This is a genomic window from Amycolatopsis balhimycina FH 1894 (assembly GCF_000384295.1).
Taxonomy (GTDB): Bacteria; Actinomycetota; Actinomycetes; order Mycobacteriales; family Pseudonocardiaceae; genus Amycolatopsis; species Amycolatopsis balhimycina.
In genome coordinates this window covers 7,053,205-7,074,988 of sequence record NZ_KB913037.1, presented here as the reverse complement: position 1 = coordinate 7,074,988, position 21,784 = coordinate 7,053,205, and the positions used below count along the sequence as shown (strand labels likewise).

Here is a 21,784-nt window from a genome sequence, read left to right as displayed (position 1 = left end):
CGCGGTGGCCGGGGCCCGCGTGGTCCCGGCTACCGCGGCGTCCACTGTGGATGGCTGCCACCCGACCGCGGTGACGGCAGCAGTTCGCTGACCGGGTACCGCAGCGGCAGTGGCGCTGCCCCCGCGCGCAACGCCAGCTCCATCTCGAACCGCGCCGCCGGGTCGCGGAGGCTGTCGCCGAACGTGGCCTGCAGCTGGCGCATGCGGTAGCGGACCGTCTGGGGGTGGACGCTCAGGCGCTCCGCGATCTCCACCACGTTGCCCTGGCTGTCCAGCCACGCCCGCAGCGTCTCCAGCAGCCGCTCCTGCTGCTTGCCCGTCATGTCCGCCAGCGGGGCGAACAGGCGGTGGCGCAGCGTGCCGACCAGGCCCGTGTCGGAGTTGACCAGCAGTGTCGCCAGGTGCTCCTCGGCCCGCAGCACCGGGCGCGGCGTCAGCACGCCCCGCTCGGCCAGCTGCAGCGCGTTCCGGGCCCAGCGCAAGGAATCCGCGACCGACGCCAGCGCGACGCACGGGCCGATCGAGAGCCGGCAGTCCGGCAGCGCCACCTGCAGCGACGCCAGCCGCGCGCCGCTCAGTTCGCCGGGGACGACCAGCTTCGGGTCGGCCGTGTCGAGCTCGGCGAGGACGTCCGCGTCCAGTCCGGCGTGCCGGCGGGCCGGGGCGACGCCGCCCGCCGGGTGGACCGCCACCGGCGTCGCGTCCACCGGCACCGGCCAGCCGATCAGCTGGGCCAGCTCGGCGATCGCCTTGGGTGACGCGGGCGGCGTCTCGAGGATCAGGTGCAGCAGCTTGCGGCGCCAGGTGTCCAGCGCTCCCGCCGTGCGCGCCTTCGCTTCCAGGTAGCCGTCGAGCGCGACGGACGCGAGCTCGTCCATGAACGCCAGCATCGCGTCGGCCAGCTGGGACATCACCGCCGACGAGAGCCCGCTGCGCCGGCCGACGCGCATGATCCGCCGCCACGACACCCGCGCGCCGACCCGGTACGCCGACTGCAGCGTGTCGAGGCTGCGGCCTTCGCGCATTTCGTTCTGTCCCAGGCGGTGGTGCACCTCGTGGGACTGCTCCTTGGACACCGTCGGGTCGGCGATCTGCGCGACGAACAGCGTGATCGCGTATTCGACGCCGGCCCGGATCGACTTGCCGTAGGGGCCGTCGAGCGGGCGGGCGTAGGCGGGGATGGTCGCGCGGATCTCGTCGACGATCTCGGCCGCGAGGCTGGCCAGCTCGGGACGCAGGATGTCGGCGAGCTTCCGAGGCAGTGCGGCGGGTGGCGGCGCAGCGTGATCGAATCCGCGCTCCACCGACATCGCAGCTCCTTCGCTCCGCCCCGGGATTCCGGCCGCTCGCACGCGAGCGGCACCCCGCGCCTGGTGCGGGGTGGCTCCGGACACATCGAAAAAGTAGCGCCGAACGTGTCACCCTTTCGGAGGGAAACCGCTTTCTTGTCATCTTCTTGACAATTTTTCACGGGCCGGACTGCCGAAGGGTGACAAGGAGGCCGCCGACTGCACCTGATCATGCGTACGAACGGACGAACCTCCAACGACCCGCCCGCGGTGCGGTTACGGCCGGCTTCTTGTATCGTGTGGTTGATACAAGCGAGGAGGTCCGGCATGCCGTGGGACAACGTGCTCGGCGTCGCCCTGATCATGGGCCTGGTCGGCCTGGCGATCCTGATCGTGCTCTGGCCGGGCGAGAAACAAGGCAGGCGACTGCTGAAGCGGTGGGGCGTGCCCGACCCGGACGACGCCGAGGTCGCGCTCGCCGTCCGGTACCTGAAGCGGCGCCGGTTCTGGTACCCGTGGCTGTTCCTGGCGATCCCGCCGCTGCTCGACCGGACAGCCGGCTCGCTGTTCACCACGCTGATGCTCGGCGGCCTGATCGCCGAACTGCTGGCGCAGCGGCCGTCGCGCGGCCCGCGCCGCGAAGCCGTGCTGGTCCGGCGCACGCTGCTGGACCTGGTCCCGGGGTGGGCGCTGGGGCTGAGCGTGCTCGCCGCCACCGGCTCGATCGTCACCCTCGCCGTCGCCGGACGCTGGACGTCGCTCGCGGTCGCGGCGGGCGCGTTCGTGGTCGCGTGGGCGATCGCCCTGCTCGCGCTGCGCCGCCCCGCCGTCGGCGGCCGGGCCGACCTGGCGCTGCGCTGCCGCAGCGCCCGCGTGGCCATCGGGCTGGGCATCGCCACCTGCGCGGCGGCCGCCGGGCCGGTCCAGACCTTCGGTGCCTTCCTGACCGTGGTGCTCGGGTTGGTGGTGTTCCTGGCCGTGGTGGCCCCGGTGAAACGGCTGCCGACGCCCGCGTGAAGATCGTCGTCGACACCGAGAACGGGCTGGCGCCCTGGCGGCAGGTGCACGACCAGGTGGTCCACGCGATCACGACGGGCGCGCTGCCCGAGGGGACGCGGCTGCCGCCGATCCGCCAGCTGGCGCGGGACCTCGGGCTGGCGTCGGGAACGGTGGCGCGGGCGTACCGCGAACTGGAGGCGGCGGGCTGGGTGGCGACGGCCCGTGCGCGCGGCACGGTGGTGACGATCCCGTCCGGCCGCCCGGACCGCGCGGCCCTGCTGCGCACCGCGGCCGCGGACTTCGCGGCCCAGGCCCACGACCTCGGCGCCGGCCTCGACGACGCCCTGGACGCGGTCCGCGCCGCCTACCCGGTGCACGAAAGTCCGTGATGGCCACCTTGAGGAACTTCAAGTTCCTCAAGGTGGCCATCACGGACTTGGGGCGACGGGCCGGCGGGGGGAGAGGAGGCGGCCGATCGCGGCGATCACCGGTTCCAGGACCTCGACCTCGCGGGGCGTGCCCACGCACTCCGTGATCCCCGCGCCGACGACGGCGTATCCGGAAAGGGCGTCGAGGGCCGCCACCAGCTGAGGGATCGTCCAGCCGCCGGGCTCCGGGTAGTTGAGTCCCGGGAACTCCGACGGGTCCAGGACGTCCAGGTCCACGTGCACGTACAGCTTCTCCACGCCCGTCAAGGCTTCGACCGGCGTGACCACCAGGCCGCCATCGACCGCCGCCTGTTCCGCTGGGTCGAACACGCGGGCTCCGGCCAGCGCCACGTTCCCCGGCGTCAGTGCCGGATCCGCCGCGAACTCCGGGTCGCCTTCGCCGAACAGGGACCGCAGCACCATGCCGTGGAACGCCCCCGACGGCGACGAATCCGGCGTGTTCAGGTCCGGGTGAGCGTCGAACCACACGACGCCCAGCCCGGGTCCGTACCGGTAGCGGGCCACGCCGATCGGCACCAGCTCGACGCCGCAGTCGCCGCCGATCGTCAGCACCGGGCCGCCCGGGGCCTCCAGGGCCGCCAGCTGCGCCACCCGGTTCGGCCCGGTCAGCACCGCACGGGACGCGATGCCACGGTCCACTTCGGACACCGCGTGCGTCTGCCGGACGTAGTGCACCGGCCGGCTGAGCACGTGCCCGGCCAGCTCCGCGAGCGCCACACAGCCGTCCGGCAGCTCCGTCGCGCGCGGCCCCACCGCGCCCTGCCGTTGCGGTACCGCGTTGATCAGCATCCGCCGAGCGTATCGCGGGACAGCGACGTCATGAACGACTCTTTCATGACGTCGGACGTCATGAAAGAGTCGTTCATGGCATCCGGGCTACTCCAGGACCAGCAGAAGGTCGCCGCCTTCGACCTGCTGGACGGCGGTGATCGCCCGCCGCCCGACCGTGCCGCCGGTGGACGCCGTGATCGACGCCTCCATCTTCATCGCCTCGATCGTCGCGACCGTCGCCCCGGCTTCGACCGTGTCGCCCTCGGCGACCTGCAGCGTCACCACACCCGCGAACGGCGCCGCGACCTGCTTCGGGTTGCCCTTCTCGGCCTTCTCCGTCGCCGGGATGTCCGAGGCGATCGAGCGGTCGCGGATCTGGATCGGCCGCAGCTGGCCGTTCAGCGTCGACATCACCGTGCGCACGCCACGCTCGTCGGCCTCGCCGATCGCCTCCAGCTCGATGAGCAGCCGCACGCCCGGCTCGAGATCGACCGGGTACTCCTCCCCCGGCCGCAGCCCGTAGAAGAAGTCCTTGCTGGGCAGCACCGACGTGTCGCCGTAGGCCTCGCGGTGTGCCTCGAACTCCTTGGTCGGGCCGGGGAACAGCAGCCGGTTGAGCGTCCGGCGCGGTTCCGCGGCGAGCGCGGAACGGTCCTCTTCGGACAGTTCGACGACCGGCTTGGCGGCTGCGCGGCCCTCGAGGGCCTTGGTGCGGAACGGCTCCGGCCAGCCGCCCGGCGGGTCGCCGAGCTCGCCGCGCAGGAAGCCGATCACCGAGTCGGGGATGTCGAACTTGTTCGGCTCGGCCTCGAAGTCGGCCGGCGAGACGCCCGCGCCGACCAGGTGCAGCGCGAGGTCGCCGACGACCTTGGACGACGGCGTCACCTTCACCAGGTGGCCGAGGATCTTGTCGGCCGCGGCGTACATCGCCTCGATGTCCTCGAACCGGTCGCCCAGGCCCAGCGCGATGGCCTGGGTACGCAGGTTCGACAGCTGCCCGCCGGGGATTTCGTGGTGGTAGACGCGCCCGGTCGGCGACGCGAGCCCGGCCTCGAACGGCGCGTAGATCTTGCGCACGCTCTCCCAGTACGGCTCCAGGTCGCCGATCGCGTCCAGGCTCAGCCCGGTCGTGCGGTCGGAGTGGTCGGTGGCCGCCACGATCGACGACAGCGACGGCTGCGACGTCGTGCCCGCCATCGACGACACCGCGCCGTCGACGGCGTCCGCGCCCGCGTTGATCGCCGCGAGGTAGGTGGCCAGCTGGCCGCCCGCGGTGTCGTGGGTGTGGATGTGCACCGGCAGGTCGAACTCCTTGCGCAGCGCGGTGACCAGCTTCGTCGCCGCGGGCGCGCGCAGCAGCCCGGCCATGTCCTTGATCGCCAGGACGTGCGCCCCGGCGCCGACGATCTGCTCGGCCAGCTTGAGGTAGTAGTCGAGCGTGTAGAGCTTCTCGGCCGGGTCCGACAGGTCCGAGGTGTAGCAGAGCGCCACCTCGGCGACGGCGGTTCCGGTCTCGCGCACGGCTTCGATGGCCGGGCGCATCTGCTCGACGTCGTTGAGCGCGTCGAAGATCCGGAAGATGTCGATGCCGGTCTTCGTCGCCTCCTGGACGAAGGCGGTGGTCACCTCGGTCGGGTACGGCGTGTACCCGACGGTGTTGCGCCCGCGCAGCAGCATCTGGAGGCAGATGTTCGGCACGGCCTGGCGCAGCGCGGCCAGCCGCTCCCACGGGTCCTCGGCGAGGAACCGCAGCGCGACGTCGTAGGTCGCGCCGCCCCAGCACTCCAGGGACAGCAGCTGCGGCAGGGTGTTCGCGACGACCGGCGCCGCGGCGAGGAGGTCCTTCGACCGGACGCGCGTGGCGAGCAGCGACTGGTGCGCGTCGCGGAACGTCGTGTCGGTGACGCCGATGTGCGGCGACTTCCGCAACCACTCCGCGAACCCGGCCGGGCCGAGTTCGACGAGCTTCTGCTTCGAGCCCGGCGCCGGCTGGGCGTCCTTGGGCAGCTTCGGCAGCTTGAGCGTGGCGTCCGGCGTCTTCGGGCGCTCGCCGTGCGGCTTGTTGACCGTCTGGTCGGCGAGGTAGGTCAGCAGCCGCGTGCCGCGGTCGGCGGAGTGCCGCGCGGTGAGCAGGTGCGGGCGCTCCTCGATGAACGACGTCGTGACGCGGCCGGCGCGGAAGTCCGGGTCGTCGAGAACCGCCTGCAGGAACGGGATGTTCGTCGCGACGCCGCGGATCCGGAACTCGGCGACGGCGCGGCGCGCGCGGCCGACGGCGGTCTTGAAGTCGCGGCCGCGGCAGGTGAGCTTGACCAGCAGCGAGTCGAAGTGGGCGCTGATCTCGGTACCGGAGAAGGCGGTGCCGCCGTCGAGCCGGATGCCCGAGCCGCCCGGCGAGCGGTAGGCGGAGATCATCCCGATGTCCGGGCGGAAGCCGTTGGCCGGGTCCTCGGTGGTGATGCGGCACTGCAGCGCGAAGCCGCGCAGGTAGATCCGGTCCTGGCTCAGGCCGAGGTCGTCGAGGGTCTCGCCGGAGGCGATCCGCAGCTGCGACTGCACGAGGTCGACGTCGGTGACCTCTTCGGTGACCGTGTGCTCGACCTGGATGCGCGGGTTCATCTCGATGAAGACGTGCCTGCCCTGCTTGTCGAGCAGGAACTCGACGGTGCCCGCGTTGCGGTAGCCGATCTGCCGGGCGAACTTGACCGCGTCCGCGCAGATGCGGTCGCGCAGCTCGGGGTCGAGGTTCGGCGCCGGGGCCAGCTCGACGACCTTCTGGTGGCGCCGCTGCACCGAGCAGTCGCGCTCGAAGAGGTGGATGACGTTGCCCGCGCCGTCGGCGAGGATCTGCACTTCGATGTGCCGCGGCTCGACGACGGCCTTCTCGAGGAAGACGGTCGGGTCGCCGAAGGCGGACTCGGCCTCGCGCGCGGCGGCCTCGATGGACTCGCGCAGCAGGGCGGGGTCTTCGACGCGGCGCATGCCGCGCCCGCCACCACCGGCGACGGCCTTGACGAAGATGGGAAAGCCCAGGTCCTCGGCCGCCGCGACGAGCGCGTCGACGTCGCTGGAGGGTTCGGACGACCCGAGCACGGGCACGCCGGCTTCGCGCGCGGCCTTGACCGCGCGGGCCTTGTTCCCGGTGAGCTCGAGGATGTCGGCGCTCGGCCCGACGAAGGTGATGCCCGCTTCTTCGCACGCGCGCGCGAGGTCGGGGTTCTCCGAAAGGAAGCCGTAACCGGGGTAGACGGCGTCGGCCCCGGCCTTCTTCGCCGCCGCGACGATCTCGTCGACCGAGAGGTAGGCGCGCACGGGGTGACCGGGTTCGCCGATCTCGTACGCCTCGTCGGCCTTCAGCCGGTGCAGCGAGTTGCGGTCTTCGTGCGGAAACACGGCGACCGTCCCCGCACCGAGTTCGTAGCCGGCGCGGAACGCCCGGATCGCGATCTCCCCGCGGTTGGCCACCAGAACCTTGCGGAACATGCCCGGTCCTTCCCTCTTGGATCGGTAAGTCAACGCACGTTACCCGGTTCTTCCCGCTCTCCGGGAGTTCAGTACCAGGTGATGGACATCATGCGCCGCGGCGGGGTTCGCCCGGGACTCGGCTGGGCAGCTTTTCAGGATCCCGCCGTCAGGTAGAGCAGCCGGTTGGCGGTGCCGTCCGGGACACCCTTGAGCACGTCCGGGGTCGCCGCTCGCACCAGGGCCTCGTCGACCTGGGCGGGCGTCGCGTCGGGATGCTGGGCGCGGTACAGCGCGGCCGCGCCGGCCGCGAACGCCGCCGCCATCGAGGTGCCGGACTCCGGGCTCGCGCCGGTGCCGCCGGCGACCGGGCCGGGGACGTCGACGCCGGGGGCGTACAGGTCGACGTCCTCACCGAAGTTCGACGCCTTGTCCGGCCGGTCCTGGTCGTCGGTGGCCCCGACGGTCAGCGCCTCGGCCACCCGCCCCGGCGAGTACCCGCTCGCGTCGGCCGTCTCACTGCCGGCGGGCACGGCGACGGGCACCACGGTGGCGAGCCGCCGCACGGCCGCGTCGAGCCGGTCGTTCGGCACCCCGCCGATGCCGAGGACGGCGACCGCGGGCTGCTGGGCGTTCTGCGCGACCCAGTCGATCCCGGCGATGATCTGGTCGGTGGCGCCACCGCCGTCCTTGTCGAGAACGCGCACGGGCACGATCTGCGCGCCCTTCGCGACGCCGTAGTCCTTGCCCGCGGCGAGGCCGGCGAGGCGGGTGCCGTGGCCGTTGGTGTCGGCGGTGTCGGAGCCGCCGTTCAGGAAGTCCCGCCCGGGCGCGACCCGGCCCTGGAAGTCGGGGTGCCTGGCGTCGACGCCGCTGTCGATCACGTAGATGGTGACGCCCGAGGCGTCGGTGGCGTAGTGGTAGGCGTGGTCGAGGCCGGTGCGCTGGTCGATCCGGTCCAGCCCCCAGCTCGGCGGATCGGGCTGCACCCCGCCGGCCGCGACGGCCGGGGTCTGCCCGGCGAGCACGAGCGCCACTGCCGCTGTCACGGGAAGCATCCTCATGATCGTCGTGGTACCCCGGGAGTGACGGGGTGACAACTCAGGGCTGTCGCCCGATCGGCTGATTCCGGGCCTGAACGGCCAGAACGACGGTGTCGGCCGCCAGCAGCACGAGGGCCACCGTGGCAATCGCCTGCCCGGTCAGGGACAGGGAAGCCTCCTCCCAGCAGGCGGTGAACGTCGGCGCCAGCACACCCAGCAGGCCGGCGGTCCCCGTGGCCAGCACGGCACAGCCGACCGCGCGCGGCCGGAGCACCACGGCGACGACGGGCACGGACACGGCCAGCAAAGCACCGAGCAGGAAGTAGACCGTCGCCCGGCCACCGTCGCTGGAGTCGTAGGTGGTCAGGTCGCCGAGCTGGACGACCCAGCCGGTAGCGGCCGTCACGCCGAGCAGGATCGCCGCCCACGCCGGCCGGCCGCGCACCCACCCGGCGCCCAGCGCGACCGCGGGGCTCCGCCAGAGCGCCGCCAGCGCGCACACCGCCGCGACCAGCCAGGCGACGTGCGCGAGCAGTTCGAAGGTGTAGCCGGCTTTCAGCTCGGTGTCGCCGTGCTGCGAGAGCGCGATCGCCTCGCCGAGGAAGCGCAGCAGCCCGAAAAGCGCGGCGAGACCGGTCCCGAACAGCAGCGCGGGACCGGTGCGCGACCTCGTCCCCGGCGCCAGTGTCAGGATCCCGGCGAGCAGGGCGCACGCGGCCATGACCAGGACGAAGACGTCCATGCCGGGCCGGTACTGGCCCAAGGAGTACCCGTAACGGTAGGTCAGCGGCAGCCCGGCCAACGCGAGCACCGCGCCGGCGACCGCGAGCAGGCCGGCGAACCCGCCGACCGGATCCACCTGTCCGGCGGCGGATTCCCGCGTCCCGGGTCCCGCGGCGGCTGGTCCGGGGTCCGGCGCGGGCCCACGCTCCGCTCCGGCGACCACGGGCCCGGTGGAGCGCCCCAATGTGGCATTGGGTGCGTCCAGCGCACCCAATGCCACATTGGGGCGTTTGGGCACCTCCTCAGCCGCCGCCGGCTTCGCCACAGGTTCAGAGGGAGGCGCAGAGCCGGGTTCCGGTCCGGCCACCACGATCGGCGCGGTCCCGGCTTCCGCAGCCGGCACGGGCTCGGCTTCCGGGGCGGCCACCGGCTCCGGGACCGGGAGTGCCTCGATCTCCACCGCGACCACCACGTCCCCGGTCGGGCCGGTCACCACGACGTTGCCGCGCCGCGTTCCCGGCTCCCCGGCCGTGGCCGCCAGGTCCGCTCCCGAATCCGTCGCCGTCACCCGGATCCACGAGTGCGAAGCCTCGAACCGCACTTCCCGCGCCACCGGGGGCCCCAGCGTGCGGAGCGGAGCCGAAGCGCGCGAACCAGCCGGTGCCGAGAGCCGCAGCGCCGCGGCATCGACCCGCACCACCGCGAAGCCCAGTGCGTCCGAGGCCGCCGCCGCGACGTGCTCGATGTCCGTCGAGGCCATCAGCTTCAACGCTTCGAACGCGCCCAACGCCACCGGCAGGTTGTCGCTCGCCAAGCGGCGGCGCAGTTCCGCCACCGCGCCCAGGCGCGTGAACGGGTTCTCCGCCGCGATCGCCGCCGACAGGTCGGCCGGGATCGGGGACGGCTTGATCCGGCGCCGCCCGCTCTTCGCCAGGTACAGCTCGCCCTGCATCTCGATGTCGCGGCTCGGTGTCTGCTTCGGGTTGCGCTCGCGAACCCGGTCGAACAGGTACTCGTACAGCTCGCCCAGCGCGATCCAGCCGTCCTCGTCGCGGTCGGCCTCGCCCGTGCGCAGGCCCTCCACCAGCGCCGACGTGAACACCGACGGCTGGGCCGGCTCGTCCGAGGCCAGCTTCGCGCCCTCGAAGGCGTACTCGATCGAGTTCGACGCCGTGATGACCGCCCGGCCGCGGCCGCCGCGGAAACTGTCCAGCACGTTCGCGTCGCCCGACGACCGCACCGCCACGCCCTGCCCGAACGCCCCGCCGTAGCAGCAGTCCAGCAGCAGGACGATGCTGCGCGAGCGGCTCTGCCGGATGCACTGCTGCACGAAGTCCGCGGGCACGGCCGTCGACCGGAGCCGGTCGGGCCGGGTGTTGCGGGCGGCGAAGTACAGCCCGCCCGAGTCGTCCTTGAGGCCGTGGCACGAGAAGTGCAGCAGCAGGACGTCGTCGGGCCTGCCCTCGGCGCAGAGGTCCTCGATCTCCGCCTCCACGACGTGGGCGGTCTCGTTGCGGACGACCCGGACGTCGAAGTCGCTGATGGTCCGGTCGGCCAGGACGCCGGCCAGGGCGTCGGCGTCCGCCGCGGGCGAGCCCAGCCGCTGGAGTCCCGCGTTGTCGTACTCGCCGTTGGCGACGATCAGCGCCCGCCTCCGCCCGGCCATACCGGTAGGAAACGCCCACGCCGGGCACTACGGCAATCGGCCGAACGGGCGCACCTACCCGGCAACGCCCTGGTAAATCGTTTCCTGCTTCTCCAGGCAGACGACGGCGTCGAAGGCGGCGGCCACGTCCACCGCGGGCGTCAGGTGCGCGTGCCGGATGCCCGCCGCCGCGGGGCGCGTGACCAGGCACGGCGCCTGATCCGCGACGGCTGCCTCGACGCTGCCTTCCGCCGGTTCCCCGAGGGCCTGCTCGAACATCCGGAACCCGAGCGGCGAAGCCGGGTCGGGCTCCAGGCCGGTCGTCGTCCCGGAAACCGCCGTGAGCGCCAGCGCGAAATAGCGATCACCCAGTTCCGCGGCCAGGTGCGTCCCCGCCGACGGCACCGTCATGCCGGGCATCGGCGAGAACGGCACGCGCTGGAGGTGTCCGTTGTGGAGCATCAGGACGATCTTCTCGCCGGGGAACTGCCGCCGCAGCAGCCGCACGGTGGCCGCCATGTACGTGTCCCGCGACGAGCTCTGCGGCTCGGGCGCGCGCCCCGCCATCAGCGCGTCGAGCTCCCGCAGGTACAGGTCGACGCGCAGGGCACCCTCCGCGTGGTGCGCGGCGACTTCGCCGTACACGGGCGCCAGCGACTCCACGTGTCCTTTGAGGACGGTCAAGGCCGTCGTCGCCGCGTCCCGCGCTTCGACGCTCATCGCCCCATAGCGCCCCGGCGCGATCGCACTGCTGACCGAGGCGTAGGGCTCGCACACGGAAAGAGCATTGTCCACAAGAGACGCGTTGGCCGGATCCACGCGCAGGATCTCCGAACGCAGCGCTTGCAACGCGGGCACCGGCGAACCCGCCGAACTCGGCACGTCGAGCCCGGAGAACCGGACGCCGCGGCCGCGCAGCCAGGTCAGCATCTCGTGCACCTCGGCCGAGTCGCCCAGGCCGAAGGTGAAGCCGTCCCGGGCGATGTCGGCGACGTCGCCGTCGCCACCCCGCAGCCAGTCGTCGACCAGGTGCCCCTCGGGAAACCCGCCTTCGAACCCGAGGACGGTGAACCCGCACTCGGTGACGAGGTGGCGCAGAAGGCGGTCGCGCAGCACGCCGAACTCGCGGATGTGATGGTTGTTCTCGCCGATGGCGACGACCTCGGCGTCGCCGATCAGGTCCGCGATCGCGGTGACGGAGATCGGGTCGGGTTCTGGCATACTGAGCACACTAACGCAACAGGAGTAGCAGTTGGCAACCGAGATTTCCGGGACGCAGCGCCCGGGCGGCCGCACCGAGCGGACCCGCCTCGCCGCGCTCGACGCCACCCTCGAGCTGCTCGGCGAACGCGGGTACGCGGAGCTGACCGTCGAGGCGGTCGCCGAACGCTCGGGTGTGCACAAGACGACGCTGTACCGCCGCTGGGAGTCCGCCGAAGGCCTGGTCGCGGCGGCCCTGCTGATGGGCGCCGAGCAGGAGTGGGCCGTGCCGGACACCGGCTCCCTCGAAGGCGACCTGCGCGCCGTCAACCTGGAACTGGTGCGCTACTTCACCACCCCGGGCGAGCGCGAGCTGCCCACGGCGTCCATCTCGGCCGCGTTCCTCTCCCCGCGCGCGGCCGAGGCCCTGCGCGAGTTCTACGTCGACCGCCACGCCCGTTCGGCGGCCGCCGTCGTCCGGGCGGTCGAGCGCGGCGAAGTCCCACCCGGCACCGATCCGGTGGAAGCGGTGCGCGTGGCCTGCGGGCCGATCTTCTACCGCCTGTTCGTGTCCCGGGAAGGCGTGACGACGGCGGACGCGGGAGTCGCCGCCGCCGCGGCCGCCGCGGCCGCGAAAGCCGGCGTGTTCACGGCAACGAACGGCGGTACCGCATCTCCTCCAGCGTGACGCGCCCGTCGTCGATCGTCTCGGTCTGGCAGGCGCCGTCGTCCACCCAGCCTTGCCGGACGTAGAAGGCCTTCGCCCGCTCGTTCGTCGCCAGCACCCACAGGACGGCGCTGTCGCCGGGGAGCTCTTCGACGACCCGGTCGTGCAGCAGCCGGCCGAGTCCCCGTCCCCAGTACTCCGGCCGCAGGTAGAGCGCGTAGAGCTGCCCGGGGCCGAAGGCCGCGAACCCGGCGATGTCGCCGCCGTCCTCGACGACCAGGACCCGGCCCGGGATGGCGGGATCCCCGATGCGCCGGGCCCATGACGCCGCGCGCGACTCGGCCGAGAGACGGGCCAGGAACTCCTCGGGCAGCAGCCCCGCGTACGCCGCCTGCCAAGAAGCCACGTGGATCTCGCCGATCGCCGGGGCGTCGGCCACCGTGGCGGCGCGGATGGCGTTCAACTCTTCTCCAGATACTCCGCGCGGTCGACGTCGACGACGTCGGCGACCATGAGCGCCAGGCCGCGGTACTTCTTCAGCTCCGGGTCCTGTTCGACGATCTCCTGCGCGCTGGTCCGCGACGCGGCGATGACGTCCTCGTCGCGCAGCAGCGACAGCAGCTTGAGCGTGGACCGCTTCCCGGACTGCGCGGCGCCGAGAATGTCGCCTTCACGCCGCAGTTCGAGGTCCAACCGGGACAGTTCGAAGCCGTCGGTGGTCGATTCGACCGCCGCCAGCCGCTCGCGCGTCGCCGTGCCGTCGAGGGTCTCGGTGACGAGCAGGCACAGCCCCGGCACGCTGCCGCGGCCGACGCGGCCGCGCAGCTGGTGCAGCTGGCTGACGCCGAACCGGTCGGCGTCCATGATCACCATCGCGGTCGCGTTCGGCACGTTGACGCCGACTTCGATCACCGTGGTGGCCACGAGGACGTCGAGCTTTCCCGCCGAAAACGCCCGCATCACGGCGTCCTTGTCGTCGGGCGGCATCCGGCCGTGCAGCACGCCGATCTTCAGGCCCTGCAGCGGTCCGTTTTCCAGATCGGGCGCGACCTCCAGGACGGCAAGGGGCGGCCGCTTGTCGCTCTTGTCCGACGGCGGCTCGTCGCCGATCCGCGGGCACACGACGTAGGCCTGGTGGCCCTTGCCGACCTCTTCCCGGACCCGCTGCCAGATCCGCTCGAACCAGGCGGGTTTTTCGGCGACCGGCACCACGGTCGTCTTGATCGGCGACCGTCCGACCGGCATCTCGCGCAGCGCGGACACCTCCAGGTCGCCGTACACGGTCATCGCGACCGTGCGCGGGATCGGCGTCGCGGTCATGACGAGCACGTGCGGGCTGGTGTCGCCCGCCCCGCGGGTGCGCAGCGCGTCCCGCTGCTCGACGCCGAAGCGGTGCTGCTCGTCGACGACGGCGAGGCCGAGGTCGGCGAACTCGACGTGGTCCTGGATCAGCGCGTGCGTGCCGACGACGATGCCGGCTTCCCCGCTGACGATCTCCAGCAGCGACTTCTTGCGTTCCTTCGCGCCCATCGACCCGGTGAGCAGCGTGACCTTGGTGGCGTTCTCCGCCGCGCCGAGCTCCCCCGCCTGGCCGAGGTCGCCGAGCATTTCGCGCAGCGACCGCGCGTGCTGCGCGGCGAGGACCTCGGTCGGCGCGAGCATCGCGGCCTGCCGCCCGTTGTCGACGACCTGCAGCATCGCCCGCAGCGCGACGACCGTCTTGCCGGACCCGACCTCGCCCTGCAGCAGCCGGTTCATCGGGTGCTCCGAGGCCAGGTCGGCGGCGATCTCGTCGCCGATCCCGCGCTGGCCCGCGGTGAGGTCGAAGGGCAGCCGCTTGTCGAAGGCGTCCATCAGGCCGCCGCTGACGTGCGGGTTCGCCTTCGCCGGACGTGAGATGGCCGAGTACCGCCGCTGCGCGAAGATCAGCTGGACGGCCAAGGCCTCGTCCCACTTGAGCCGTTTCTTCGAGGCCTCCAGGTGCGCCCAGTTCTCCGGGCGGTGGATGCCGCGCAGGGCGGTGTCGAGGTCGGAGAGGCGGTGCAGGCGCCGCAGGTCCGCGGGCATCGGGTCCTCGTCGACCTCGAGGACGTCGAGCACCTGGCGCACGCACTTGCCGATCGACCACGACGGCATGCCCTGCGCCGCCGGGTAGACCGGGATGATCGCAGCGAGGAAGTCGTCCATCGCCTCGTCCGCGTTCTCCGCGTCCAGGAGCTCGTACTCGGGGTTGGTCAGCTGCAGGGTGTCGCGGAAGGCGGAGACCTTGCCGGCGAACAGCCCGGTCTTGCCGGGGACCAGGTCCTTCTCGCGCCACGCCTGGTTGAAGAAGGCGCAGGTGAGCCGGCGTTTCCCGTCGGTGATCACCATGTCGAGGATGGTCCCGTTGCGGGACTTCATCCGGCGCTTGCTCACCTTCTCGATCCGCGCCATCACCGTGGCGTGCTCGCCCAGTTCGAGGCCCGCGATGTCGGTGAGCTCGCCGCGCTCGGCGTAGCGGCGCGGGTAGTGGCGCAGCAGGTCGCTGACCGTCTCGATGTCCAACGCCGTGGCGAGCGCCTTCGCCGTCTTGGCGCCCAGCAGCAACGGCAGCTTGTCGCGCAACCCGGCCATTCGCTATTCGACTCCCATCAGCAGCACGGCGTCGGCCTGGCCACTGGCGTAGCCGGCCAGCTCCACCTCCGGGTGCTCCACCCGCAGCTGCTCCGCGAGCTCTTCGGCGACCCCGGGCGGGGCGTCGGCGCCGCTCAGCACCGTCACCAGCTCCCCGCCGAGCGCCAGCATCCGGTTCAGCACCTTCATCGCGGCCGCGACCAGGTTCGTCTCCGACGCGGGCGCCGGCTCGATCAGCACCACCTCGTCGTCGACCAGGCCGACCACGTCGCCGGATTGGGCCCGGCCCACCCAGGTTAGCGACTCCTCCTGCGCGATCCGCAGTTCGCCACGCCTGGTCGCGGCGGCCGCTTCGGCCATCGCGACGACGTCGTCGTTGGTGCGGCGGCCGGCGTCGTGCACCGCGAGGGCGGCCATGACCTGCACCGGCGACGCGCACGGGATGACGACGACGTCCCGGTCGGCGGCCATCGCGTGCCCGGCCGCGGTGTCGGCCGCGGCGGTCAGCGCGACACTGCCCGGCAGCACGGTGACGTGCCGCCCCGCGGCCTCGTTGAGCAGGCCGATCATGTCCTCGACACTCGGCGTCCCGCCTTCGGGCACGGCCAGCACCGGGATGCTCTCGGCCCGCAGCAGCTCGGCCAGCGCGCCGCCGTGGACGACGGCGACGACCGTGCGGTCGATCCCGCCGCCAGGCTCGATCGGCGTCGGCGTGAGCAGCGGTTCGACCCGGATCCGGCGCGGACGGCCCAGCGCGAGCCCCGCCTCGATGGCGGCGCCGATGTCGGCGCAGTGGACGTGCACGGCGTGGCTGCCGGAGCCGTCGCCGGCCACGGTGACGCTGTCGCCGAGGCCGCTCAGCTCCTTGCGCAGGGTCGGCAGGCTCACCTCGTCGACGCCGTCGAGGAGGTACATGACCTCCCAGGCGTAGGCCTCGGTTTGGGGAGCGGCGTGGACTTCGAGGGGGTGTTCCTGCTCGATGGGGGCGCCGGTGAGCACGCCGACCAGCGCGTCGAGCACGGCGACGAGACCGCGTGCCCCGGCGTCGACGACCCCGGCCCTGGCCAGCGCGGGCAGTTGCTCGGGCGTCTTCTCGAGGGCGTGCGCGGCTTCCTTCGCGGCCTTCCTCGCGACTTCGCCGAGCGGCTCGATATCCCCGCGGACGGCGGTGGCGACGGCGTGCAGGACGGTCAGGATGGTCCCGGCGACCGGGCGGCTGACGGCGCCGGTGGCGACCTCGTCGGCGCGGCCGAGCGCCCTGGCCAGCCACGGGCCGTCGAGCTGGTCGGTGTCGGCGGCGTCGGCCAGCCCGCGCACCACCTGGGAGAGGATCACGCCGGAGTTGCCCTTGGCCGAGGCGACCGCGCCCCGCGCGAGGATCTTCAGTGCGTCGGCGGCGTTCTCCGGGCTCGTTTTCCCCAGTTCCGCGGCCGCGCCGGTCATCGTGAAAAGCATGTTGGAGCCGGTGTCGGAGTCGGCGACGGGGTAGACGTTGATCTCGTCGATGGCCGGCCGCAGGCTCGCGAGGCTGTGCACACAGCCCTTCGCCCACGCCGAAACCGCCGCCGCGTCCAGCACCCGCACCCCGTAACCTCCTGACCCGGTCCTCCGGCAGCGTATCGACCCGGTGCGGAACCGCGCGAAGCCAGTAGTTACTATGGTCGAGTTGCCCAGTCCGTCTGGGCTCATCTCTATGACCCAGATCCAAAGGAGTTCGACGTGGCTGCCGTGTGCGACGTCTGTGGCAAGGGACCCGGCTTCGGCAAGTCGGTCTCGCACTCCCACCGCCGTACCAACCGCCGGTGGAACCCGAACATCCAGACCGTCCACGCCAAGGTGGGTGTGTCCCAGCGCAAGCGCCTGAACGTGTGCACCTCGTGCATCAAGGCGGGCAAGGTCGTTCGCGGCTGAGACGAAATTTCGGGGTGGCGAGTGCTCGTGGAGAGCACTCGCCATTTTTTCGTCCCGGCCAAAGTTCGTGATGGCCACCTTGAGGAACTTTAAGTTCCTCAAGGTGGCCATCACGAACTTGCCTACTTGAGGAAGTCGGTCAGCAGTCCGCGGAGGGTTTCCGGGAACTGCAGGACGCCGTGGTCCTGGCCGGCGAGGGTCTCGTGGCGGGCGCCCGGGATCGCGGCCGTCACCGCCCGGGCCGTCGCGGCGAACCAGGACGGGCTCTCGCTGCCGTCGATGACCAGCGCCGGCGTCGAGATCCGGGCCAGGCGGTCCGCCGGGAGACGGCCGCCCGGGCCGACGATCGTCAGGTCGTACGGCAGCGTGTGCGCCAGCGCCGTGAACCAGCCCCAGACCGGGTCCGCCTTCATCCCGTCGATCAGCTCCGCCGGGGTGTCCGCGCCCTCGACCAGGAAGAGCCGGACGGCCTCGTCGCGGTCGCCCGCCTCGATCGCGGCGCGCACGCGGTCCACGAGATCGTCCGCGGACGACGTGCGGTCCGCCACGGTGTACGGCGGCTCGTACGCCACCAGCTTGTCGATCCCCAGACCGGCCGCGCCCGCCTCCAGGGCCAGGATCGCGCCCGACGAGTGGCCGAACACCGACGCCGTCCCGCCCACCTGCGCGATCAGCGCCGCGATGTCCTCGATCTCACGCTCGACCGCGTACGGCGAAGTGTCACCCGAGTCCCCACGCCCGCGGCGGTCGTAAACGATCGTCGTGAAGTCGCCTGCCAGCACCTCGGCCAGACCCACCACGGTCGTCCGGTCGTTGAACGCGCCGCCGATCAGGATCACCGGCGGGCCGTCGCCGCGCTGCTCGAAGAAGATGGACGTGCCGTCGACCGATGTGACGTTCATGGTTTCCTCCAAAGGTTCACCCCTCAGTCGGAGCCGTCACGCCGATCCGGACACCGATCGTCAGGGAAGTTTCCAGTCGACGGGCTGGGCCCCCTGGTCGGCGAGCAGCTGGTTGGCCCGGCTGAACGGCCGCGACCCGAAGAAGCCGTTGTGCGCCGAGAGCGGGCTGGGGTGTGCCGACTCGATGCACGGGACATCGCCCAGCATCGGCCGCAGGTTGCGCGCGTTGCGGCCCCACAGGATCGCCACCATCGGCTCGGACCGCGCCGCGAGGGCCTTGATCGCCTGCTCGGTGACGTCTTCCCAGCCCTTGCCCTGGTGCGAGTTCGACTTGCCGGGCTGGACCGTCAGCGCCCTGTTGAGCAGCAGCACGCCCTGGTCGGCCCACGGCGTCAGGTCGCCGTTCGACGGCAGCGGGTGGCCGAGGTCCTCGGTGTACTCCTTGTAGATGTTGACCAGGCTCTTCGGGATCGGCCGGACGTCCGGCGCCACCGAAAAGCTCAGGCCCACCGCGTGCCCGGGCGTCGGGTACGGGTCCTGCCCGACGATCAGCACGCGCACGTCGTGGAACGGCTGCTGGAACGCCCGCAGCACGTGTTCACCCGCCGGCAGGTAGGTCCGGCCCGCGGCGATCTCCGCGCGGAGGAACTCCCCCATCGCGGCGACCTGCGGCGCCACCGGTTCGAGGGCTTTCGCCCAGCCTGCCTCGACGATGTCCTGCAGCGGTCGTGCGGTCACGGCGCGCAAGCCTACCGGGCGTGGCCGACGTCACCCGAGCGGGTCGAGCCGCCGCAGCTCGGTCCGGAACCGGCGCGCCCGCTCGACGTAGGAATCCACCACGAGCGCGATGTCCTCCGGGCCGAACGACGTGTTCTCCCGCGTCTTCCCCGGCACGCCCAGCGCGATTTCCCCGGTCTTGACGTGTGAGCCGTACGACAGGACCGCGCCCGCGCCGACCATGCCGCCGTCCTCGATCACCGAGCCGTTCAGCACCACCGAACCGGACGCGATCAGGCAGCCCGTGCCGATCGTCGCGCCCTCGATGTGCACGGCGTGGCCGACCGCCGACGACGGGCCGAGGATCGTCGGGTGGCGTTTCGTGCAGTGCACGACACAGCCGTCCTGGATGTTCGAGCGCTCGCCGATCTCGATGTACCCGTGGTCGCCGCGCAGTACCGTCTGCGGCCACACCGACGCGTGGGCGCCGATCCGGACGTCGCCGATCACCGTCGCATCGGGGTGGACGTAGGCGTCGGGGTGGATCGTCGGCTCGAGGGAGCCGAGTGCGTAGATCGGCATGCCGCCTCCGGGGTGACTGCGGTTTCACGTGCCGTGCGATTGGATCACGGCATCGCCGCGAACCGGAACGCCAGTACCGGGAGCACGGGCCTCGTGCTCCTGCTCGTCGTGCTGACCTGGCTGCTCAGCCTGCCGGTGGTCTCGCCTGCGCTGGCGAACGGCCTGGCCGGGACCCCGCCGATGGGCTGGAACAGCTGGAACCAGGTCCGCTGCTACGACCTCACCGAAGACGTCGTCAAGAAGGCCGCCGACGCGCTCGCCGACACCGGCCTGCGTGACGCGGGTTACCACTACGTCGTCGTCGACGACTGCTGGCAAGCGCCGCGGCGCGCCGCCGACGGCTCGCTGCAGGGGGACCCGAAGCGGTTCCCGCACGGCATCGCCGACCTCGCCGACTACGTCCACTCGCGCGGCCTGCTCTTCGGCATCTACGCCGTGCCCGGCAGCCGGACCTGCGCCATGGCGAACGACGCCTACCCCGCGTCCGGCATCGGCTCGCTCGGCCACGAGCGCCAGGACGCCGAGACGTTCGACCGCTGGGGCGTCGACTACCTCAAGTACGACTGGTGCGACGCCGACACCGTCGACGGCCTCGACCGGAAAGCGGCGTTCGAGAAGATGCGCGACGAGCTCGCCGCGCTGCCCCGCCCGATGGTCTACGCCATTTCCGAATACGGCGTCTCGAGCCCGTGGACCTGGGCGCGGCCGGTGGCGAACCTGTGGCGGACCACCTACGACCTGACCCCGACCTGGGACTCCGTGCTCGCCACGATCGACCGGCAGGCCGCCGTCGCCGTCCACAGTGGCTCGCCCGGTGGCTGGAACGACCCGGACATGCTGCAGGTCGGCAACGGCACGCTGACCGCCGACGAGGCCCGCGCGCACTTCAGCGTCTGGGCCGTGCTCAACGCACCGCTGTTCGCCGGCACCGATCCGGCGAAGCTGAGCGACGCCGATCTGGCGACGCTGGGCAACGGGGAAGCGATCGCCGTCGACCAGGACTTCGCGGGCGGCCAGGGGCGGCAGCTCGACGCGGGCCCCGGCTACCAGGTGTGGGGAAAACCCTTGAGCGACGGGGGTTTCGCGGTGGTGCTGCTCAACACCGGCGGCACCACCGCGACCGTCTCCGCGGCGATCCCGGGCGCGTGGCACGTCCGGGACCTGTGGGCACACCGGGACGCCGGAACCGCGGTGTCGGCGGCTCTGCGCCCGCATCAGGCGGCCCTGCTGAAGCTCACCCCTCGGTGAGGTCCTTGCCGAAGCAGCGGCTTTCCGGCTCGTTCCGGTAGACGCCGAACTTCGGGATCTCGACGTAGCCCGAAGACGTGTAGAGCGCGATCGCCTCCGGCTGCTTCGTCCCGGTCTCCAGGACCGCGCGCTTGCGGCCGGAAAGCGCCGCGGTGCGTTCCAGTTCGAACAGGATCATCCGCGCGAACCCGCGGCCGCGCGCCGAATCGGAGACGTACATCCGCTTGAATTCGGCGTCGCCCGGCTGGAAGGCCGGCTCGGGGCCGTCGTGGGCGCGCCACGCCCCGCAGGCGACCGCTTCCTCGCCCTGGTAGCCGACGAGGAACAGGCCCTGCGGCGGATCGAAGTCCGCCGGGCTCATCGGGGTGGCGTCCTCGCCGCCGTAGCGCTCGACGTAGACCTGCTGCACCGCGGCCACGAGCTTGGCCGCGTCGGGGTGGTCGTAGGGGACCGGAACGATTCTCACGCTTCCCGAGCCTAGATCAGCGCCAGTGCGTCCATCCGCCTTCTCGGGAAAATGGCTTGCCGTCCACGGTGATCCCGGAGTCGGCCATCGTGGCGACGCCGATCGTGCGCCAGCCGTCGGGGAGTTCGGTGAACGGCGGGAAGGTGGCGACCAGGGCGTGGTCTTCGCCGCCGGTGAGCACCCAGCCCAGGGGGTCGGCGCCGAGGGCGGCGCCGACCTCGGTGAGCCGGGCGGGGATGTCGAGGTCGGCGGTGCGGACGTCGATGCCGACGCCGGACGCTTCGCCGATGTGGCCGAGGTCGGCGAGCAGGCCGTCGGAGACGTCGATCATCGCCGTGGCCCCGGCGAGCGCTGCGCGTGGGCCGGCTTCGTACGGCGGTTCCGGGCAGCGCTGCGCGTTGACGACGCCGACCGGGGACCGGAAGCCGCGGCCGAGCACGGCCAGCCCGGCGGCCGCCCAGCCGAGCCGTCCGTTCACCGCGAGGACGTCACCCGGCCGGGCGCCCGAACGCGTCACCGGCTCGCGGTCGCCGAGGTCGCCCAGCGCCGTGACACTGATCACGAGCTGGTCGGCGCGCACCATGTCGCCACCGGAGACGCCGATGCCGGCGCGTTCGGCCTCGGCCCACATGCCGTCGGCGAGTCCGGTGACGACTTCCCGCGGGGTGTCGGGCGGGCAGGCGAGGCCGACCAGGACGGTGGTCGGGGTGGCGCCCATGGCGGCGATGTCGGCCAGGTTGACCGCGACGGCCTTGCGCCCGACGTGCTCGGGCGTGGACCAGTCGAGCCGGAAGTGGACGCCCTGGACGAGCACGTCGGTGGTGGCGACCACGCGGCCGTCGGGAGCGGCGACGACGGCGGCGTCGTCGCCCGGGCCGAGCAGCGTGCCCGGCGGCTGGCGCCGTCCTTCGGTGACGGCGCGGATGAGCGCGAACTCGCCGGTCTCGGCGACCGTTCCGTCGTTCGGTGACACCGGTCACCTCTGCTTTCTCTACCGGGACAAAGATCGATCACCGATAGTCGGATGCCCTATGTTTTTCCCTGAGCTGGCGATACGTTGCTGATGACGTTCCTACCTTGAGAGACAAGATCCCGAC

The 21,784-nt window shown here is 72.1% G+C and carries 19 protein-coding genes; 5 read left to right on the top strand and 14 right to left on the bottom strand.

What is annotated here, in order from left to right:
• Positions 1–29: 29 nt before the first annotated feature.
• Positions 30–1,310, bottom strand: coding sequence for a PucR family transcriptional regulator (locus tag A3CE_RS0132465; RefSeq protein WP_020644276.1), 1,281 nt, complete (start codon positions 1,308–1,310; stop codon positions 30–32).
• Positions 1,311–1,616: 306 nt separating this feature from the next.
• Here A3CE_RS0132465 and A3CE_RS0132460 point away from each other — a divergent pair, with 306 nt between their 5' ends.
• Together A3CE_RS0132460 and A3CE_RS0132455 are read left to right on the top strand one after the other, a co-directional pair.
• Entirely contained in the window at positions 1,617–2,306 is a 690-nt protein-coding gene (locus A3CE_RS0132460) for a hypothetical protein (RefSeq protein WP_020644275.1), read from the top strand.
• On the top strand, positions 2,303–2,677 hold the full coding sequence (locus A3CE_RS0132455; protein WP_020644274.1) for a GntR family transcriptional regulator: 375 nt from the start codon (positions 2,303–2,305) through the stop codon (positions 2,675–2,677). Before A3CE_RS0132460 ends, A3CE_RS0132455 begins: the two co-directional genes overlap by 4 nt.
• Positions 2,678–2,716: 39 nt before the next feature.
• On the opposite strand, the gene A3CE_RS0132450 is transcribed toward A3CE_RS0132455, so the two are convergent.
• The 5 genes from A3CE_RS0132450 to A3CE_RS0132425 all read right to left on the bottom strand — a co-directional run bounded on the left by A3CE_RS0132450 (position 2,717) and on the right by A3CE_RS0132425 (position 11,602).
• The gene (locus A3CE_RS0132450) at positions 2,717–3,526 is read right to left on the bottom strand and encodes an arginase family protein (protein ID WP_020644273.1); all 810 of its coding nucleotides are present in this window, start codon (positions 3,524–3,526) and stop codon (positions 2,717–2,719) included.
• 87 nt (positions 3,527–3,613) lie between these two features.
• Positions 3,614–6,991, bottom strand: a complete 3,378-nt coding sequence (locus A3CE_RS0132440) for a pyruvate carboxylase (protein ID WP_020644272.1) — start codon at positions 6,989–6,991, stop codon at positions 3,614–3,616.
• 134 nt (positions 6,992–7,125) lie between these two features.
• Positions 7,126–8,028 (bottom strand): S8 family peptidase, encoded by a 903-nt coding sequence (locus A3CE_RS0132435; RefSeq protein ID WP_043791201.1) that lies wholly within the window; start codon positions 8,026–8,028, stop codon positions 7,126–7,128.
• 43 nt (positions 8,029–8,071) lie between these two features.
• A complete protein-coding gene (locus tag A3CE_RS0132430; RefSeq protein ID WP_020644270.1) occupies positions 8,072–10,402 on the bottom strand; it encodes a caspase, EACC1-associated type in 2,331 nt (776 codons plus the stop codon).
• A gap of 54 nt (positions 10,403–10,456) precedes the next feature.
• Positions 10,457–11,602: an erythromycin esterase family protein gene (locus A3CE_RS0132425; RefSeq protein WP_020644269.1), complete on the bottom strand. Its 1,146-nt coding sequence runs from the start codon at positions 11,600–11,602 to the stop codon at positions 10,457–10,459.
• 31 nt (positions 11,603–11,633) lie between these two features.
• Between A3CE_RS0132425 and A3CE_RS0132420 the strand changes: the two genes are divergently transcribed.
• Entirely contained in the window at positions 11,634–12,269 is a 636-nt protein-coding gene (locus A3CE_RS0132420; protein WP_020644268.1) for a TetR/AcrR family transcriptional regulator, read from the top strand.
• Here A3CE_RS0132420 and A3CE_RS0132415 read toward each other — a convergent pair.
• The 3 genes from A3CE_RS0132415 to A3CE_RS0132405 are packed head-to-tail and all read right to left on the bottom strand — an operon-like array spanning position 12,229 to position 16,445.
• On the bottom strand, positions 12,229–12,711 hold the full coding sequence (locus A3CE_RS0132415; RefSeq protein WP_020644267.1) for a GNAT family N-acetyltransferase: 483 nt from the start codon (positions 12,709–12,711) through the stop codon (positions 12,229–12,231). The genes A3CE_RS0132420 and A3CE_RS0132415 overlap by 41 nt on opposite strands.
• On the bottom strand, positions 12,708–14,861 hold the full coding sequence (gene recG, locus A3CE_RS0132410; RefSeq protein ID WP_020644266.1) for an ATP-dependent DNA helicase RecG: 2,154 nt from the start codon (positions 14,859–14,861) through the stop codon (positions 12,708–12,710). Before recG ends, A3CE_RS0132415 begins: the two co-directional genes overlap by 4 nt.
• A 3-nt stretch (positions 14,862–14,864) precedes the next feature.
• Positions 14,865–16,445 (bottom strand): DAK2 domain-containing protein, encoded by a 1,581-nt coding sequence (locus A3CE_RS0132405; RefSeq protein ID WP_020644265.1) that lies wholly within the window; start codon positions 16,443–16,445, stop codon positions 14,865–14,867.
• A 135-nt stretch (positions 16,446–16,580) separates the two neighbouring features.
• Between A3CE_RS0132405 and rpmB the strand changes: the two genes are divergently transcribed.
• Positions 16,581–16,772 carry a 50S ribosomal protein L28 gene (rpmB, locus tag A3CE_RS0132400; RefSeq protein WP_003091970.1) on the top strand — a complete coding sequence of 64 codons (192 nt, stop codon included), beginning with the start codon at positions 16,581–16,583 and terminating at the stop codon, positions 16,770–16,772.
• Between the two features lie 122 nt (positions 16,773–16,894).
• Here rpmB and A3CE_RS0132395 read toward each other — a convergent pair whose 3' ends face one another.
• From A3CE_RS0132395 to A3CE_RS0132385, 3 genes are read right to left on the bottom strand one after another with little or no spacing between them, the layout of a single operon-like run.
• On the bottom strand, positions 16,895–17,674 hold the full coding sequence (locus tag A3CE_RS0132395) for an alpha/beta fold hydrolase (RefSeq protein WP_020644264.1): 780 nt from the start codon (positions 17,672–17,674) through the stop codon (positions 16,895–16,897).
• Between the two features lie 60 nt (positions 17,675–17,734).
• Positions 17,735–18,412 (bottom strand): uracil-DNA glycosylase, encoded by a 678-nt coding sequence (locus tag A3CE_RS0132390; RefSeq protein ID WP_020644263.1) that lies wholly within the window; start codon positions 18,410–18,412, stop codon positions 17,735–17,737.
• Positions 18,413–18,442: 30 nt separating this feature from the next.
• Positions 18,443–18,973 (bottom strand): gamma carbonic anhydrase family protein, encoded by a 531-nt coding sequence (locus A3CE_RS0132385; protein WP_020644262.1) that lies wholly within the window; start codon positions 18,971–18,973, stop codon positions 18,443–18,445.
• Positions 18,974–19,006: 33 nt separating this feature from the next.
• Between A3CE_RS0132385 and A3CE_RS0132380 the strand changes: the two genes are divergently transcribed.
• A complete protein-coding gene (locus tag A3CE_RS0132380) occupies positions 19,007–20,221 on the top strand; it encodes a glycoside hydrolase family 27 protein (RefSeq protein WP_245589621.1) in 1,215 nt (404 codons plus the stop codon).
• On the opposite strand, the gene A3CE_RS0132375 is transcribed toward A3CE_RS0132380, so the two are convergent.
• Positions 20,208–20,687 carry a GNAT family N-acetyltransferase gene (locus A3CE_RS0132375; protein ID WP_020644260.1) on the bottom strand — a complete coding sequence of 160 codons (480 nt, stop codon included), beginning with the start codon at positions 20,685–20,687 and terminating at the stop codon, positions 20,208–20,210. The two genes, A3CE_RS0132380 and A3CE_RS0132375, sit on opposite strands and share 14 nt — an antisense overlap.
• A gap of 16 nt (positions 20,688–20,703) precedes the next feature.
• A complete protein-coding gene (locus tag A3CE_RS0132370) occupies positions 20,704–21,660 on the bottom strand; it encodes a thiamine-phosphate kinase (protein ID WP_020644259.1) in 957 nt (318 codons plus the stop codon).
• Positions 21,661–21,784: the final 124 nt, after the last annotated feature.